At 59.4% G+C, this 16,189-nt stretch carries 15 protein-coding genes; 10 read left to right on the top strand and 5 right to left on the bottom strand.

What is annotated here, in order from left to right:
• Positions 1–64: 64 nt before the first annotated feature.
• Together DIZ26_RS01505 and DIZ26_RS37290 are read right to left on the bottom strand one after the other, a co-directional pair.
• Positions 65–883 (bottom strand): helix-turn-helix domain-containing protein, encoded by an 819-nt coding sequence (locus DIZ26_RS01505; RefSeq protein ID WP_157979539.1) that lies wholly within the window; start codon positions 881–883, stop codon positions 65–67.
• A gap of 4 nt (positions 884–887) precedes the next feature.
• Complete coding sequence (locus DIZ26_RS37290) at positions 888–1,127, bottom strand: hypothetical protein (RefSeq protein ID WP_157979538.1); 240 nt, start codon at positions 1,125–1,127, stop codon at positions 888–890.
• Positions 1,128–1,646: 519 nt separating this feature from the next.
• Here DIZ26_RS37290 and DIZ26_RS37720 point away from each other — a divergent pair.
• From DIZ26_RS37720 to DIZ26_RS01490, 5 genes are all read left to right on the top strand, one after another.
• Positions 1,647–1,820 (top strand): hypothetical protein, encoded by a 174-nt coding sequence (locus tag DIZ26_RS37720; protein ID WP_198675827.1) that lies wholly within the window; start codon positions 1,647–1,649, stop codon positions 1,818–1,820.
• A 150-nt stretch (positions 1,821–1,970) separates the two neighbouring features.
• Complete coding sequence (locus tag DIZ26_RS01500) at positions 1,971–2,378, top strand: type II toxin-antitoxin system RelE/ParE family toxin (RefSeq protein ID WP_112236858.1); 408 nt, start codon at positions 1,971–1,973, stop codon at positions 2,376–2,378.
• Between the two features lie 120 nt (positions 2,379–2,498).
• Complete coding sequence (locus DIZ26_RS01495) at positions 2,499–2,942, top strand: helix-turn-helix domain-containing protein (RefSeq protein ID WP_112236856.1); 444 nt, start codon at positions 2,499–2,501, stop codon at positions 2,940–2,942.
• Positions 2,943–2,947: 5 nt separating this feature from the next.
• The gene (locus DIZ26_RS37285; RefSeq protein WP_157979537.1) at positions 2,948–3,451 is read left to right on the top strand and encodes a hypothetical protein; all 504 of its coding nucleotides are present in this window, start codon (positions 2,948–2,950) and stop codon (positions 3,449–3,451) included.
• A gap of 40 nt (positions 3,452–3,491) precedes the next feature.
• Positions 3,492–4,430 carry a hypothetical protein gene (locus DIZ26_RS01490; protein WP_157979536.1) on the top strand — a complete coding sequence of 313 codons (939 nt, stop codon included), beginning with the start codon at positions 3,492–3,494 and terminating at the stop codon, positions 4,428–4,430.
• A 70-nt stretch (positions 4,431–4,500) separates the two neighbouring features.
• Here the strand turns inward: DIZ26_RS01490 and DIZ26_RS01485 are convergent, their stop codons facing one another.
• Together DIZ26_RS01485 and DIZ26_RS01480 are read right to left on the bottom strand one after the other, a co-directional pair.
• Entirely contained in the window at positions 4,501–5,604 is a 1,104-nt protein-coding gene (locus tag DIZ26_RS01485; RefSeq protein ID WP_198675826.1) for a helix-turn-helix domain-containing protein, read from the bottom strand.
• Between the two features lie 33 nt (positions 5,605–5,637).
• Positions 5,638–6,255, bottom strand: a complete 618-nt coding sequence (locus DIZ26_RS01480; protein WP_112236852.1) for a hypothetical protein — start codon at positions 6,253–6,255, stop codon at positions 5,638–5,640.
• Positions 6,256–6,681: 426 nt separating this feature from the next.
• On the opposite strand from DIZ26_RS01480, the gene DIZ26_RS37715 reads away from it, so the two are divergent.
• From DIZ26_RS37715 to DIZ26_RS01455, 3 genes are all read left to right on the top strand, one after another.
• On the top strand, positions 6,682–7,794 hold the full coding sequence (locus DIZ26_RS37715) for a hypothetical protein (RefSeq protein WP_198675825.1): 1,113 nt from the start codon (positions 6,682–6,684) through the stop codon (positions 7,792–7,794).
• The gene (locus DIZ26_RS37280; RefSeq protein WP_157979534.1) at positions 7,794–9,194 is read left to right on the top strand and encodes a hypothetical protein; all 1,401 of its coding nucleotides are present in this window, start codon (positions 7,794–7,796) and stop codon (positions 9,192–9,194) included. Before DIZ26_RS37715 ends, DIZ26_RS37280 begins: the two co-directional genes overlap by 1 nt.
• 182 nt (positions 9,195–9,376) lie before the next feature.
• Positions 9,377–11,173, top strand: a complete 1,797-nt coding sequence (locus DIZ26_RS01455; RefSeq protein WP_112236844.1) for a hypothetical protein — start codon at positions 9,377–9,379, stop codon at positions 11,171–11,173.
• Between the two features lie 856 nt (positions 11,174–12,029).
• Here the strand turns inward: DIZ26_RS01455 and DIZ26_RS01450 are convergent.
• Positions 12,030–13,631, bottom strand: a complete 1,602-nt coding sequence (locus tag DIZ26_RS01450) for a hypothetical protein (protein WP_157979533.1) — start codon at positions 13,629–13,631, stop codon at positions 12,030–12,032.
• A 261-nt stretch (positions 13,632–13,892) separates the two neighbouring features.
• On the opposite strand from DIZ26_RS01450, the gene DIZ26_RS01445 reads away from it, so the two are divergent.
• Together DIZ26_RS01445 and DIZ26_RS37275 are read left to right on the top strand one after the other, a co-directional pair.
• Positions 13,893–14,519: a hypothetical protein gene (locus DIZ26_RS01445; protein WP_112236840.1), complete on the top strand. Its 627-nt coding sequence runs from the start codon at positions 13,893–13,895 to the stop codon at positions 14,517–14,519.
• A gap of 425 nt (positions 14,520–14,944) precedes the next feature.
• Entirely contained in the window at positions 14,945–16,186 is a 1,242-nt protein-coding gene (locus tag DIZ26_RS37275) for an ImmA/IrrE family metallo-endopeptidase (protein ID WP_198675824.1), read from the top strand.
• Positions 16,187–16,189: the final 3 nt, after the last annotated feature.

The following is a 16,189-nucleotide window of genomic DNA, read 5'->3' as shown; positions in this document are numbered from 1 at the left end:
GACCTCGCAGACGTACCCGGACCCGAGCTGAACATGACGATGTGAACGCAGCCGGTGTCGACTGTTAGTAGTGGGGTCCTGTCGACACCGTCAATCCTTTGCTGAACCATCGGCCGGAGACCTGCAGGCCGTCCAACACACCATCCTCAAGCCACTCCACGCCGGTCGGGCTGCGATGGGGACCCCGATGGAACTCACCACGGGAACAACGCTTGCCCGTTAGTCCGTGGAGACGTCCACAGATGGTCTTCGTGATTCGTAGTAGAGCCTCCACAAACTCGTCCTGTTCAGCAGATGTTGCCTCGAGTTCTGCCAGCAGGTCGTGGAGTTGGTCTGGGTTCGGCCGCCGTTTACCGGTAAGCCAGGCATGCCACGTCGTTTTCGAGACTCCGGCGATACCTTCTAGTCGGCGAACGGAGTCGTGGCCGGTTCGATACGTGAATGCAGCGAGGGCAACGGCGAACTCCGCTGGCGTCGTCACCTGGCGAAGTCGGCTCAGTAGGGCGTCTGGCTTGCGGATCGCCAACAGACCCTCCTGCCAGTGCTTTTCCGCAAGCTCCCAGTACCACTGGTCCGTGGGGTCGTGTGGTGCCTTTCTAAGCTGCTTCTCTGCACCTCGGACGGTGCTCCACAGGTCAAACCACGCGACGAGTCCATCGCCGCCCGCTCCACAGCCCGTCAGGTAGACACGGACTAGCTCCCACGTGGGCATCTTCTTGTCGGACGCCACCCGAGCCATGTGCGTGTGGTGGAATCCAACCATCCGGCCCAACTGCCGCAGCGTCAGGCCGGACTCCTCCCGTACAGCTTTCAGCAGCTCGGCGAACGCCGGCAGGTACGAGCGTGGTCCTGGGCTATCGCCAATCGGTTGTGTCTCGGCCACTGGGTCACCGCTCGATTGCAGTGTGAGTGGTGTTGCGGGTGATCGTCGTGGCGGCTGCTGCCGCGGTGGCGGCAAGCAAGGCGATCGAACTTGCGACTACGGACAGCTCTACACCCTGTATGAGCATCACACCGGCCAAGCCGACGAGCGACACGAACACGGCGGTCCTCAATAGAAGGATGACGATCACCAGGACCGGGATTGGCGCACGCTTGCGGCTGACAGGGTTGCGACTGCGGGACATGGACGTTCTCCAAGCTCCGTTCCGCGTGAGGGCGGACGACGATGTGGCACCCGACCGCGCACGGTACATCTGCACGTGCATCTGCACGATCGTTACCTCTACGTTACTGAGCGGATCGCCGCCAGTACACCTCTGTAGCGGCGCGTCCCGGTGACTGTTTTGAGGTGTTGGTGACTGAAATCGGACATCAAAGTGCTGTGACCAGCGCAATTGACCGGCGCGCTGTCCCGCCCTGTCCTCCCGGGCTCACCGGGAAGCGGGCCTGGTGGGTCCGGCGCGTGGTCGAGGTCGAGAGTAAAGTTATCCACAGGACGGCGGCGTGTATCGGATACAGCCAATGACGATGCTGTAAGGTGGCCCTCGGACGCGGAAAGACCCCGGTTCTCTGGGGTTGAGTCCAGGCCGGGGTCTTGTTCGCGTTGGCAGCGCAACTTCAAGATCCTACAGAGTACGTGACTGGTGGGCGGTCCGCCAGCGCTCTCGGGCTTGGTCTCCAGTCCCGGACTGGAGGTGATTCACGTGGCGAAGAAGCTCACGCCGGGAACCCCGGCTCCGACCTCGGGCCAGTACCGGCCGAAGGGCGGAGGGAACGAGGTGACGGTGCCGAAGGGGCACCGTCTTCCGCCGGGTCCTCGTAAGGGGACGCAGTGGGAGAACGTCGATCCGACGAAGAACGGCAGCGGTCGCGGCTGATCGCTGAAAGCGCCGGAGTCCAACCGCCTGGGCTCCGGCGTTCCTACGCCGCTACAAAGTTGGTCCGGGTCTTCGGTGGAGGAGGCTCTCGATCGGCCCCTCGCAGCAACCAAGCGCAAGCCCCCAGCGTGTAGTCCCGAGGATCAATCAGTGGCAGGTAAGGGAAAGCGGTCCAAGCAGCAGCCCGCTCAGGGCGCTGGCGACAACCAGACTCCGGCGATGTGTTACGACGACTGGGTTTGGTGGCCAAACCAGGATGGCCGGCGGTGTCGAGCTGAGGAAGAGTTCTTCGCTCTACCACCTAAGGTTCAGGGTGAGCTGGCGGATCGCATCAAGCGCTTCCTGACGGGGGCGACGCGATACAAGGATCTCGATGACCTCGGCGACGGCATCCGAGAGCTGCGCTACCGCGAGAAGAACAACCACTACAGAATCCTGTTCTCGGTCGACGGCCGCGTGTGCGTCGGGCTCACCTGCTTCTACAAGAACCAGCGAAAGACGAAGAAGCAGGATCTCGATCGCGCGCGCGAGCGTATGCGCTCGTATCGAGGGCCGTGACCAACTCTTGACAACCGCCCAGCGTGAGACAACCTTGCCAATTGACAAGCTACCTATAGTATCGGTCGTAACCGATAGGTGAGGTCACACGCATCTAACCCCGCCGCCAGGAGTCGCTCCATGAACCACGACCAGCCTCAAGCCCAGTTTTACAACTTCCTCGCCCGAGTTCTGGAAGATCCCGAAGCCCGCGCCTCGTTCGAGGATGCGCAGTCGCGCAACGCTCTTGTCGATGCTCTGATCCGAGCTCGGCACAGGCTTAGTCTGACTCAGAAGCAGCTCGCGAGTCGCATGGGGGTAAAGCAGCCAAGTGTGTCCGGGTTTGAGACGGAGGGCAGCGACCCTCGAATCTCAACGATCCAGCGGTACGCACGTGCGGTGGACGCCCACTTCTGGTGGGAGATCCGCTACAACTCTGATGCTGGCGTCCGCCAGGACGTGTATCGGCCGGGGAATGTCACCGTCGGTCATGAACTCTGTCAGGGCGAGCCGAGTCCGCGCGCGCTGTCGTGGAATCCGAAGCCTAAGAGATGTGTATCCGGCAACTTCGACTTAGCATCGTAAAGTCCATGATCGATTCTAATAGTGCTTGGATCCGCGCGGCGCGGGTAAATTCGTGCGCTGATCTACAGGATGTTCGATTGTTCAGTGTGCAGTCGAACCTGGGCCTCGTTCCGTCGAGTGATCTCACTTACTCTTTCGATGGGACCATTCAGGTTCAGATGATCCCGGACACATCGGTGCTGATTATTGATGGTACGTATAAGCTGAAGGTTTTCGCGTTGGATGATAATGCGACGCCGGATGACTCTGGAGAACCTCCGGGTGAGGAAGTCTTGTTCCTCAACTTTAAGCTTGCTGCCAACTTCTCTGTTGAAGCGCCCGGTTCAGAGCCAAATAAGTTCAGTAATGATGAGTTGGATTCTTTCGGGGAGACAACCGGCAGGCTTGCGCTGCATCCATACGCTCGGGCGTTCGTGGCTGACATCACAGGTCGCATGGGTCTTCCTTCGCTGCATATCGCAACTCTGAAGCTACCGATTGATAGGCCAAATATGGAACCCGCCTCCTAAGTTGCCGATTTGGCGGTCCGGGTGAGAAACGAGAATCATAGTGAAGATGTCACCTCCGGATGACAGTTCGGATGCCGTACCGCCGTTGGAGCCGGGCATATACGCCTTGGGTACCGTTGAGAGCGGCGCAGCCGGTTCGAATCCTCCAGAGGCTCAATACGCGAAACTTCTCCTGAGCAGCTCTGCTAACCTCGCGAACGGCTATCGATCCACGATGCTTGCGGTCGCATCGATGATGAACCGTGCGGCTGAGTTCCTGCGGCCGGCGGTCCGCGCCCTGGGGGAGTTTCTAGTATCTGAGGATTTTGCTCGGATACTAGAAGAATTCAAGAAGGTTGTTGAACGACAGCTTCCCCTCAACTGGCGTGGTGTCGACGTTCATCACTATTCGATGATGAAGGCGCTGCTGATCGATGAAGGACTACCGCTGGCTTGGGTTCCTCCGGTGGGGATCCTTGAGCGCGTCCTAGAGGCATCTTCTCCGGCCGACAGGCGCGCAGTGATTGGGCGCAACTGGCGAACTATCGCGGAAGCCTGTGCGGAGGTGCTCGATGGAGTTGGCGAGAAGAGGCTTGCTGAACATGTGGGTTTCGCAAAGGAAGCGTCCGCGGCGCTGCTGAGTAACAATATTTCCGCCAGTCAGGCACTTAGCGCGAATCTGATGGATACGATATTGCGGAAGGAATTTGATCCTGCCTATCGTGGCGTCATCGTCAGTCAGAAGACCAAGTTTGATTTCGAAGATCATGGTTTTCGAATCGCTATGGTTCTCGGACCGATCTGGGTGGCTCACGGTCAGTACTCTCCGAGTGCTGGAGAGGCGATCCCGACCAGATACAGCCGCCATGCCACCGCCCACGGAGTCTCGCGCCGCCAGTACACGCGGATCAATGCGACTCTGTCGCTCATGCACGTGACAGCTCTACTCAAGATGCTCGACGTTGACTTCGAATGGAGCGCGGAGCACGAGGCTCATTAGGACTAGTATGTCGAGGCAAAGCGCCGACGTCGGGTCGCGCATCCTGGCTCTCGGACTTGCTCCGGTCCTATCACGACTTTGGACTGGAGAGGACCCGTAGCCTGCGCCCCTCTGGGGATGGACCGCCATGTTTGTCACCGTCGACTGCGATCGGCGTCAACCCAAAGACATGACGTCGAAGCTCCTCGGGCAGAACGTTGATTTTGTCAGCAATCTCGGTTGGTCCAATGCCTTGTTCTCGCAGGGCCTTGAAGACCTTCGCCAAGACTTGCGAAGTCTCCGGGACGATAGCGCCTGACAGCTCTCCTCGCCGATACCCCATCTGCGTCAGGCGAACGCACGTGTCGCGATAGCCCCACTCAGTCAAGAGATCCAACTCGGCCAGCCGATGAGTCAGCGCCATTGCGGCAACCTTCCAGTGGCGCTTGGCAATGAGAATCTGATCGATACCAGCGTTACGCAGACCTGACGCTAGCACTGGCCGCCTGGGCATAAGAAATGCCGCCGCGAACTTTTGCGCTACTTGCTCGGCTTCCTTCCCGTGCGGTACCTCATCACCACAGTGCATGACCAGGTGTCCGAGCTCATGCGCAGCATCGAACCGGCGCCGCTCTCCGGTCTTACCTGTGTTCAGGATGACGAACGGTACGCCGTTTGTCCGAAAGCTATACGCGTCGACGCTGGCGACATCACTGGCCAGCGAGAAGACCCGAACACCGTGCATCTCTAGGAGGTGAACCATGTTGCTGATCGGCGTCTGTCCGAGTCCCCATCGCTCCCGAACGATCGCCGCCGCTTGCTCCGGATCCTGACCTTCCAGCGTGGGGATGTCCGCCGCTGGCAGGGTGAAACGCTCCTCGATCCACCGCGCAAGTTCAAGTGCGATGGCGCCAGCCGCAGTAGCCGAATCACGTTGCCGGGCAGTCATCTTGCTTAGGGCCCTGAAACTCACTGCTTCAACCGGAACAAACTCGGCGTCCTGAGCCATGAAGAACGACAGCGGCACCTCGAGCTCCTGGCTCAGGGCTTCCAGGTTTGCCGGCAGAGGGTCGGACCTTCCATCCTCCCAACGCGCGATTGTCCGCGGGCTCACGTCAATGGCCTGCCCAAGAGCGGCCGCAGACAGGCCACGGCGCTGACGGGCAAGCCGCAGTCGCGATGGGTTGAGCTGCACGGCTGGCACGGTATCAAGCACCTGCTCGGTCGTTTACTTCGGCTCAACGGGCACGTCGATCGGGTCCTCGCCTTCGCCATCGTCGTAGTGATCAACCGGTCCACCATCGTTGGCAAACGGCGGCAGGATCAGCCGAACGCTCCACTTCCTAATGAAGCCTCGATCATCGATGTCGGCAGGCAAGGACAGCTCAGCACGGACCTCATCTTCGGTCGCGTACTGAAGCAGCATCCATGTCTCCAACTTGATGCCGCCAAGCTCGTCGTCATCTTCCGGGACGTCGTCGCCGAACAATGAAGGCTGCGAGTTCTGCCGGACGGCCTCCGCCGTCCGCTCGCCTTTCGGCCACTTCGTACTCGGGTGCTTGCCAGCAACATAGAACGGGACTCCGGTAGCCGGGCTACCCGTCGACGGCAGGATCGCGATGCGCCTGTCGCTGTGAATCGTGCGGGAGAGTTGACCCTGCTCGCTCGGCTCATAACCCAACGACGCCAGCGCCTCACGAAGCGAGGCAACGGTATGGATCCATCGCACGCTCCCTGGGGCCGAGGGCGGATACAGCCCGTCCACATAGCTACGACTGAAGGCCGCTGCCCGCGCGATCACCTGATCACGGATCAGGTCGCCCCTGAACCCGAAGATCTCCTGCATCCGTCGCTGCTGCGCCTCAGAAGCAAAGTCAACCACGTAGACACCCCTTAAATGTCGGCTTTCCCGACCTCAGATGAGGAGATAAAAGCAGACATATTTCCGCGAACCAAGCCGACACGCGGCACGCGCCGGGCTATGCGTCTGCCGGAGCGCAGCTCGTGGTGGCAGCTGCGGCCTGTCGGACAAGCTGTGGCGCAGATCACCTGTAGGTTTGCGGCAAGGGGAAGCGGCAGCGGTACTCGCTGCCGCTGGATGTGTTTGGGAGGAATGAAGGTGCTTCACGACGCGGAGTTGTTACTTGGACTTTCCCGTCATCTGTCGGCTTACGGAGTGTCGCCCGCGCACGCGGCCTTGGAATCGCTCCAGTTCGGGGGTCAGGTATACGAGTTGGCCTGGCGCCTCCGCAGTAGCCAGGTTTCGTCGGCGGTGAAGCTGGCAGCGATCGCCATCGAAGCCAAGATCGGGCCCCGCCAACTGGACCGCGAGATCCTGCCAACGTTGGAGCAGCTGGGATGGGTGGAGGGTCGGCGAGATGCCGACGGCACCCTGGTCAGCATCGAAGCGTTGATACCACCGCCTGCAGAGCTGATCGACGCTGCAAGCCGGATGCTGGACATCGTCATGGCCACGCCGCTACAGCGCGCTGCTCTGCTGTTGCTTCGGGCCACGACCGTGCAGCCGCTGGAGTATTCGACCGCGCTCCAGGCCGTGTCGGTGGAGTTCGGTGAAGAAGCAGCTAGGGAGGCTGTTCGGCATCTCGTCTCTGTGCAGCTCCTTCGTCAGGTAAATGGTGACGACGGAAGAACTGTTCTCTTCAATCCCAATATTTGGGTCGGCGATGGGGATGTCGCCCGAGCGGCACTGAAGGCCGAGGATGCCCGGGCAAACGTCGAGGTTGGCGCTCTGATTGAGGAGGTTGCCGAAGCTCCGGGGCTGCCTGAGGCGCATGTCAAGTCGACGGAACCTCGGTGGGTCGATTTCGCGGTATCGCAAGGCCTTGTGCAGCGATCTGTGGTTCAGACGTCTAGTGGAGACGAGCAGCGTTTCCTCTTCACGCCCCACCTTGGCCGTGACGCGTTCGGTGTCGCATCTGGCGATCCGTCCGGCCATGTTCGCCAACTCGTAGGAAGCATGATTTATGCGGCCACGTTTGCGAGCTGGAAGCTGCACAGCCCTGGTGGGTTCCTCTACACGCTTATCAGGGATGGGGAGGCCGGCAACGTTCCGCAGATAGCAACCGACTACCCCATGCTCGAAACTGCAGGCACGATTGAGGTTGTTCCGCACGGGACGTGGGGCGGCTACCGGATGCGTCTTCTACAGTCCGACGTCGCAGAGGCCGCGCTCGAAATCCTCGATTCACGGGGTGCGAGCCGAACGACCAACCCAGGTAGCCTGGCGTCAATCGGTGACCAGCGCTCGTACTCACATATCGAGAGAGAGCGGGCTCGCATGGCGAGCGAGGCGACGACCGATGATGTAACCGCGCAGCGCCTCATTGATGCGCTGCGTGATGTGACAGCCAAAAGGTCATTTTGATGGATGGCGGCGAGAACTTCGATCAGCCTGAGCTCGGAGGTTTGGAAATCGAACAGGAAGTCGGCATCAGCGCTAGCCAACGCACTACTGCCGATGAGCGAGGGGTCGGCCATGGTGCTTCGTCGCGGCGCCGGCGTTCATCTCCGCCGCGGCCAACCGCTCAGACAACGAGCGATGGAGCAGACCTTGAGCGCCGTGTCGCGCGGCTCGAGTTTGCGGAGGGGGCACTCGCGCGCCTTCGCGTTCCAGTCAGAGTGGACGCGGAAGCTGGCCGCGCGATCCTGACCGACATCGACGTCCTAGCGATCGACATTGATGGTCGACTGCGGGTATCGCGTTCGATCCTTGAGTGCAAGAGCGGCAGAGGGCAATCTGGTGAGCCAGATCGGCTGCTCTGGCTCGCAGGTCTTCAACGATTCGTCGGTGCTGAGCGAGCCGTGCTTGTCAGACAGACCGTCTCCCGTCGAGGTCGTCATGTCGCCGCGGAGCTCGGCCTGCGTATTCTCGACGTCGAAACTCTCAGGGCGCGCGAAGAAGGCCATGGCTGGATTCCGCAACGATTCGCGCATGTGGACGGCGAGATCTGCGCCCTTGCTGAGACGCGCACGGACTCCCAGCTCAAAGGTCTGAGTCACATCCCATCTGAGTTGGTGGCATTTCTTAGGTACGACGCGGTCCGCTCGGACTCGGCCAGATGCCTTTCGTCATTGGGCGCCCTCCGGACTGCCCTTGCTGCTGGCGGGGTCTTGCCGCAGCCTGCAGGCATGGTGATTGCTTCACATGCGTTGATGACGTTACTAATCGCCGCCATCCAAGACGCGGGAACACTCGACGAAGTTTCAAGCGCGGATCTGCGCGCTCGGACCCAACTGACAATGACGGTCGGCAGCCCCGACAACGCACATGTCCTCGGGGTCCTAGAGAAGGCGGATGAAGTGCTCAACTTGATCGTTGAGCGAGTCCACCAGAGCTACGCAAGGTCAGGTTCAGGTAGGCAGGACGTGCCTCCCATAAGTCTTCGTCAACTTGTGACGGATCCACCTCCTTGGCTTGACCGCTATGTAGATCTTGGCGAGCGCCTTCGCGCCAATCCGGCCGTCGCAAGAGAGCTCTTGCAGACAGCCGAACTGGCGCTGTTCGAGGGGTTGCTGGGCGGCTCGGCTCACACGCAGCCAGCCTTTGACCACCTATTCACGGTTGAGCATAGGTACCTACTAAATGCGGCTCTCCGATGCCTGGATGCAGTTGTCGGCAGCAATCTTGCGGCCTCGCTAAGACCGGCCTTGGAGCTAGATTTCGATCGTCGCGCAGGCATCGTTCCGGACAGAACCGGCAGGGACACTTCGGCAAGCCAGACGCCTCCGCGTCCGGTCAAGGATCCTGAGCAGCCTGCGAAGTAGGTCCCGACCAGCGCAGGTCTTTACTCGTCGACATCGATCTGTAGGAACGCGATTCACGAGGCTGGTTGAACAGCGCGTCATGGAAGGACATTGAGACGCGGTGAGATTCGGGAAGCCAAGCCTGGGACATGCAGGCGCATCTACCACGACGAGGATCGGCCCAAAGCCGCGAGGAGATCTGTATGACGCGCATCGAATGGACCCGGTACGAAGGCAACGACGTTGAGGCCGTTGTCGCTATGTTCATCAACCGCGAGCGGCCCCGTTCGACTCGTATCACTCCATCGGTCGGGGATGGAGGTATCGACATCCTCGAACGTGATGTCGACGGCACCGGGCTCGACGTTGTTTATCAGGTCAAGAGCTACGCGGTCCCGCTGACCTCAGGACAGAAGACCGAGGTGGAGAAGTCCCTCAGACGGTTGAAGGGTCCGGATTCGGATGATGGCAAGGTCAAGAAGGATCCCCGTTGGAAGGATCTCCACGTCGACGAGTGGCATCTAGTCACCCCGTGGGATCCCTCGCCGGAGGCCGAGAACTGGCTCCACGACCTCGGCAAGGACTTCGGGGTGACGGCGATCTGGGACGGCCTAGCGACGGTGGACCAGTACGCCGCCAAGTATGCCGACGTCGTCGATTGCTACCTCCATGGTGGGCGCGGCAAGATCGAGCAGGCCTACCAACAGGTTGCCGCGATCTTCGCCGCGGACAGCCTTCCCGATGGTCTAGACGTACCAACGGTCAACAGGCGGGTCCAGAAAGCGCTGCAAACGCTGGATCACGACCCGCACTACCGGTACGAGCATCGCTTCGGCCGGGATGCGCTGCCGGCTGCGGGCGGCCGACCGAATCTCGTGATGTCCTTCGTGACGGGGGACCGCGCCAGCGGCGACTGGGTCATCGTAGACGTCATCGCGCGCTGCGCGGTGTCCACTGATGAGCGGCCCATCACTATCGATGGGGAGCTGACCCTTAAGTCGGAGAGTGATGCCGCGGCGGCTCATCAAGACATGGTCAGCTACGGCACCCCGTTCACCAGTCCAGCCGGCGCGTTCAACGGGGAGATCGACGCACCGGGCGGTCTGGGTGGTCCGCTTAAAGATGCCACTATTCGAATCAGCGGAGTGCTGAACGATCTTGGCGACAACCCCGAGATCTACGTGGAAATGATGAATCCTGCAGGCGAGGTGCTTGCGGCAGTCAACCTCAACCGAGTCGAACGATCTCAAGGCGTCGATGGTGTCCGGGTCGTCCTTGAGGAGGAGAACCGTGTCTTCATCTTGGAGGATCGCTACAAGCTGGCGGACCGATCCGGCTCCCGGAAGCTCAGTTTCGGCGATGTGATCGGGCTGCCAGTTGCTGCCGTAGCAAAGGCGCTGGATTTTGTCCTTCACTGCCATGCTCCGAACGTTGGGCGGATGAGTGTCAGGCACACCCCTCCGGCTAAGGGCATCACGGACAAAAACTTCGGGCTTCTCGACGACGAGACCGTCCGCGATCACATCCAGCGGATGTATAAAATCGCGACACTCCTAGCTAGGCTGCAAACGCATTCGTCGAGCATCATCACGTTTCCTGACCTCGACACCGAGACGGTTGGCCAGCTCAACTACTGGCGGTTCGCTGCCGCTTTGTTCGATGGCCAGATGCCAACTGCCACCTATCCGGACGGGCAGGACATAATTGTTGAAACACCGGGGATAGAGTTGACCGACGGCGACATTGTCATCGGAACACCGTTCTCAGTCATGGTCGGGCATCAACGTGTCGAGCTCGGAAAGGTGTTCATCGAGATCGAGAACGCCGAGGTTCTTCGCAAGGTTGAGGTCGATGGACGAACCTTCTGGACAGTGGCTAACCCTGATCGAAGGATTCGCTACTGCCTCGCTCCGGACGAAAATGCAGAGGCCGACGAGAGTTCTACCGACGAGCCCGCTGCGTCCGAGCAAGAGAGGTCAGCTGACCCTGAGCAGGGCTGACCTGCGGGCTGCGGCTTAGGCAGCCATGCATATCTCGATCAGTCGCGAGGCACCTCTGCGTCGGTCTGCTGTGGCGGCCTGTCAATCGACGATGTCAGGCGGAGGAGACCTCAGACCACCCGCGTCATTGTAGGCCTCCACAAGTGTGGCGCGAGGCTGATCGCCCACGAGGGCCGCAGTCTCGTAGGGTCAGCATTGCCTTCGTCGTCGGCTTGCACCTTCTAGGCGTGGCCATGACAGGCTCCTACGATTCCGTCCTTTCCTGATCCGCCGCCAGCCCGACCGCACCTCTGCCAGGTCGTTCATGCCCAGCGCCTCTGTTGCCGACAGACGCTTGTTCTTCAAGATGCTGAGCAGGCCAACTAGTTTTGTGCAGTGATGGACCGGATCGGTCGCCACTCGCACGGAGCTATGGATATATGCACTCGACCTGATTACCCAATGAGTGTATGGCTCCTCCTCGCCAAAGGTCCGGCGAGCTCGACGTCGATCCGAGCAAGCATCGGCCGGACAGCGGGTTCGTTCGTAAAGCGCTGAACGAAAGCAGCGCTTCGGCGGGTGTTGGTTTGATTTGAACGATTCGGAGCAAACCGATCGACCGAGGCTCGAACAGGAGGGCCTCCCATACGATAGGTACGCGGCTGGCATGAACAAGGTCGTCATCGTGGGATCCACCGACGGCTCCGTTGAGCGGTCGAGTCTATTGGCGCGCGATGTACGCAAAGGTTGCTGAGCTGGGCACGCGAAATTGCGCCGTGAATCAGCCGCGCTCGGCTGATCTGGAGAGGTACCTCCTCGGCTTGGATGCCTTGAACTTCTTGGTTGTGAAGCCAAGATCCGCCACTCCTCGACCCTGTCAGCTTGGTGAGCTACGGGACGGAGGAGCAGCCAGGGTCCTTCTCCACAGCTGTGCCGTCTGATTGTGTCCAATGAGAGCGGCGACCAAGCCGCCCACGACAATACTGGCGAGCACTGCAGAGGCCACCATCGAGACATCTGACCGAAGAAGGTTCACCAGTCCGCCAGCGATACCGAGCGCGGTGACGACGCTAGCTCCAGTTGCGTCTAACCTGAGTCGGCGCCGGTAAGCAATGACCGTGTCGACGATGTCAAATGCATACGCGCTCGGGTGGAAGTAGCTATTTGCGCGCAGTATGGCGGCTACCGCGATGAGTCCGAAGATGCTGAGGAGGAAGAACCAAGCGACGATGACTGAGCGCCGCGAATCGAATCCGATGATCTGGGAGACGAGTACCCCGAACATCAAAACCTCGACGACGGCCATCAGCAGAGGAATGAGTAGGTCTGACATGGACGGGATCCTGGCCGGCAGACCGATGGCCCCGGTCATCGTCCCGGCATAGGCTGTTGCCACAGCCAAGAGGCTCGCCAGCCACATCATCCAGTAGACGAAGGCCCAGCCGTGGAGATCCGCTGTGCCTGCGAGCAAACTGGCGGCGGCAAGTCCGGCAACCCCGAGCGCCACGCTGACGACTGTGACATGCAGATCAAGGTAGTGACTTGTCAAGTAGCTGCCGTAGCGCGAAGCGATTTCGCTCCTGCTTACGCCTTCACCTTGTCTCGATGAAGCGTCTTCCTCGACGGTATCCACTAGTACGGATGGCGACGGCTTGACGCCCGCGGGCGTGGGCGGGTGACAACTCCACATGGTTAGGATCGAAATGGTGTAGACAAGGATGAACACAACAACGAGTGCGGCCCGAAGCAGCCAGTCTGGCAATACATACTCTGCTGGCGCAGAAGTCATTGCCACGACTCCGAGCACTGCTGCAACGGAGGTGCTGAAGACTATGCAAGAGATTACAGCCGGGATCTCCGGTGGCCTCTTGGAAGGCGGATTTCTGAAGTAAACACACAGCATGATCGAACCCACTATCCCAAAAAAGGTCAGCCATACTCCGAGACCATACGGGCGGGTAGGCAAAAACTGGGCTCCGTCGTTGCATGTATTGTGCAGCTGGGTAAACTTGCACTTGAAGTGGTAGATGTCCAGCACTGCTGTTGAAATCAACAGCATGGATACTGCCGGCCCGACTACTCCCATTAATATCCTTACGGCTGCAAGCATTGCATCCATGTGAGAGTACGGGGACGCAGCCAGGCCTATCGCGTAAAACATGCCGAGAATGGCTAAGCTGAAAGCTGGACCATCGATGAAAACAGTCGAGAATGCGGTCCCTGAGGCCGGCTGTCCGCCAGCCAAGATTCCATATAGAATCGCACTTATTATGAGTGCTGTGATAGTGCTGAAGAGGACAACCGCAACCGACCTAAGCGTATAGTTCGCAGTTACGCCGCCGTCTGGGTCTTCTTCGCTAGCGCCGTTTCGCAAGAAGCCGAGGAGTGCGGTAAAGGCAAAGCCTGCCAGCACACCTGCGATCTGTGAGTACATCTGAGCGGTGCCGGTAATATTGACGAAAGGCTCATTGGCTATCACGTAGTCCCCCCACGTGTTTGGCAATGTGTCCCAAGCTGATAACGCACCGTAGCGTCTGCGGCTCGCCGGGACAATAACTCAGGGTCACCGAACCTCGGGTCGCGTGGGCGACGCGCTTCCTGGTGATTGCAGCTCCGACCTGAGCACCCGGCGCGTCTTCAGACTGGCGGCCGACGTCGGCTGAGTAGCTAGTTCGGGATAGGGGTCGACACGCCCCCTCGGATGGGCGGAGGCGGATCTGATCGGTGGCAACCTTCTTGAGTGGACTTCTTGAACGGCTTGTGGCTCATCCTGGCGGCGTTGGCCGGCCTGGCGGCGAAACCGGTGTACGAGCTCATCAGCCTGGTCAGCGGCGGACTAGTGAAGCGCCACCTCGCCAAGCATGACACCGGCCTGGCGCAGGCGGATACGGGAGCCGAGCGCTGCCTGGAAGCTTTGGCCATTCTCGATCGGGAGGTGCCGATTCACTGGTATAGGAGCCGATCACCAGCCCCCTATCTTGAGCACGACGACACGTTCCGACGCATCTACGGAGCGCTCGCTCAGCTTGAGGCCAACTTGGAGCTGATGGGCAAGCATGCCCGCGAGCGGATGAGAGAGGTTCATCAGGTCCTTCAAGTAGCGGACCAGCTCGGTCATGAGTCGAATGCGCCGTATGCGCACTACGAGTCGACGGAAGTCATTACGAGGCGCGTCGTGCGCTACGGGCGGGCTGTGCTCCATGCGCATCTGCGCCGTGATCTCTTACCCGAACCGCCGGTTGAAATGGCGGAGTACCTTTTAGCCTGCAAGGATGTTGACAGCGTATTCGAGGAGATTTGGGCGCCAGAGAACGAAGAACTCCGAAGCGCACGCAGAATTTGGCGAGAAGCCCACGGACTGGGCTAACTGTGTAGGTGGTCGCAGTGTCAACTAAGCGGGGTGGTGTGTGCAATTGCTCTGTGTGTCGCACCGACATCTCGTGTGGACATCAACTCATGAATCATCGACAGTTCTATCAGTATTACTGTCTCGACTGGCGTCCAGCATCACCGGCCTGGCGGCTCGGGTGGTCCCGTGCGGCACTACTATTTTGTCGGGGTCGGTCCGGATAGACCTCAGTGGGTACGCAACCGTCTATCGATGCCGATAACATCTGATAGCCGACACTCGGGCCGTGGTTAATCGGGTTCGCAAGGTAGTAGTGAGAGAGATTTTTGAGTCATCCGGTCGCCCTTACAAGAACTGGCTCTGCCAGATCTCCTTCAACTGAGTGAGATTCGATTGCACTTTGGCTCTACTGAACGGACTCGCGATCATGTAGCGTCAGAGTCATGGAGCCGGACAACCGCGCGGGCATCTTCTTCGACGTTGATTCCTTTTGGATGTCCGTCGCTGACGCGCCCGTCCCATACCCTCCTACGCTCCTGGGAGTACTGCCGCGGACAGATCTAGATGTTTTGCGTGTATGCTCCATATTCGCAATCTTGCGATCATCGACCATATTTACTGAACTAGTCCCTGCGGATGTGTTTGACAATTTCCAGCGAGACTGGCGTCGCATCAGCCTCATGCACGCAGTCAAGTACTCAGCTGAAGGATTGCCGGTTTCAACGCCAGTGCGTCATTGGAGTCGAATTTACCTGGAGAAACTGGTCGGGTCGCTATCCGGGGAGCATCCGCAGCTCTCCAGCGTAAAGGTGATACTTGGCCTGGAGCATAGGTTCTACGCATGGTCCATACCTTCCAAATTTGAAATTCATATATCACTAGTGATGCGTCACTACCTAATGACGACCAACATCATTTTCAGCAACGTCGTGCAATGGGCTATGAATCTTGAAGAGCGCCTTGATGATGGTGATAAGGAGGCGGTTGCGGCATTCGTGACAAGAGGACCGAACGCCGCTCTGGATAAACTCTCTGACTCCATCTTGGGCTATCTCTTCAGTCTATTCTTTGATTGTAACGTTTCGGCACTTGGGGCACCTCGCCCCAGGGATGAGCGAACTTTTCGTATAGCCAATCGTATAACGAACCTCCAGCTCGAATTCATGATCGCACATGAGTTGGGGCACATCGTAATTCCTGAAGATGGCCTGAGTGCTGCTGAGATCGAAGGCCGCTGCGACGACTTTGCTAGAGAAGCATTGAAAGATGAGCCCGAAGGTCCAGGGTGGGTCCTTCTGTCCATTAGTCTACTCTTCCGTGTCATGGCGCTCGAGAGGCTGATAGGCCATCTGCTGTACGGTTCAATCTCGGACTGGCGGCATGGTGTCGACTGGGATCAGATGGCCGTCTTGGAGCGGATAGGCTCTCCTCTCTCTGCGTCGTGGGTCGAATCCAACGCAATGACTGCATTTCCAAGTTCATTCGAATCTTACTCAATGGCGCTCTTTGAGCGGATGAAGTATCGCCTCAAGGATCTGGGCAAGGCGGGGGTGTATTCACATTTCTCAGAGTTGAAAGAGGATATGTCCATCCCTGACCGAGACGATTTCATAAAGCAGCTTATGGCTGCGATGGTGTCACTGCACCTTGAGCATCCAGAGCTTAGAGACATGAAGGGAGAATAGTGA

This window comes from Kribbella monticola, assembly GCF_003261635.1.
Lineage (GTDB): Bacteria > Actinomycetota > Actinomycetes > Propionibacteriales > Kribbellaceae > Kribbella > Kribbella monticola.
This window is presented reverse-complemented; position numbering and strand designations above follow the sequence as displayed.

Bases quoted from the DNA above. Each gene is read 5' to 3' on its own strand.
- DIZ26_RS01495 (WP_112236856.1), top strand. From the start codon at position 2,499: ATGAACCACGACCAGCCTCAAGCCCAGTTTTACAACTTCCTCGCCCGA.
- DIZ26_RS37280 (WP_157979534.1), top strand. From the start codon at position 7,794: ATGGATGGCGGCGAGAACTTCGATCAGCCTGAGCTCGGAGGTTTGGAA.
- DIZ26_RS37275 (WP_198675824.1), top strand. From the start codon at position 14,945: ATGGAGCCGGACAACCGCGCGGGCATCTTCTTCGACGTTGATTCCTTT.
- DIZ26_RS37290 (WP_157979538.1), bottom strand. From the start codon at position 1,127: ATGTCCCGCAGTCGCAACCCTGTCAGCCGCAAGCGTGCGCCAATCCCG.
- DIZ26_RS37285 (WP_157979537.1), top strand. From the start codon at position 2,948: ATGATCGATTCTAATAGTGCTTGGATCCGCGCGGCGCGGGTAAATTCG.
- DIZ26_RS01480 (WP_112236852.1), bottom strand. From the start codon at position 6,255: ATGCAGGAGATCTTCGGGTTCAGGGGCGACCTGATCCGTGATCAGGTG.
- DIZ26_RS01455 (WP_112236844.1), top strand. From the start codon at position 9,377: ATGACGCGCATCGAATGGACCCGGTACGAAGGCAACGACGTTGAGGCC.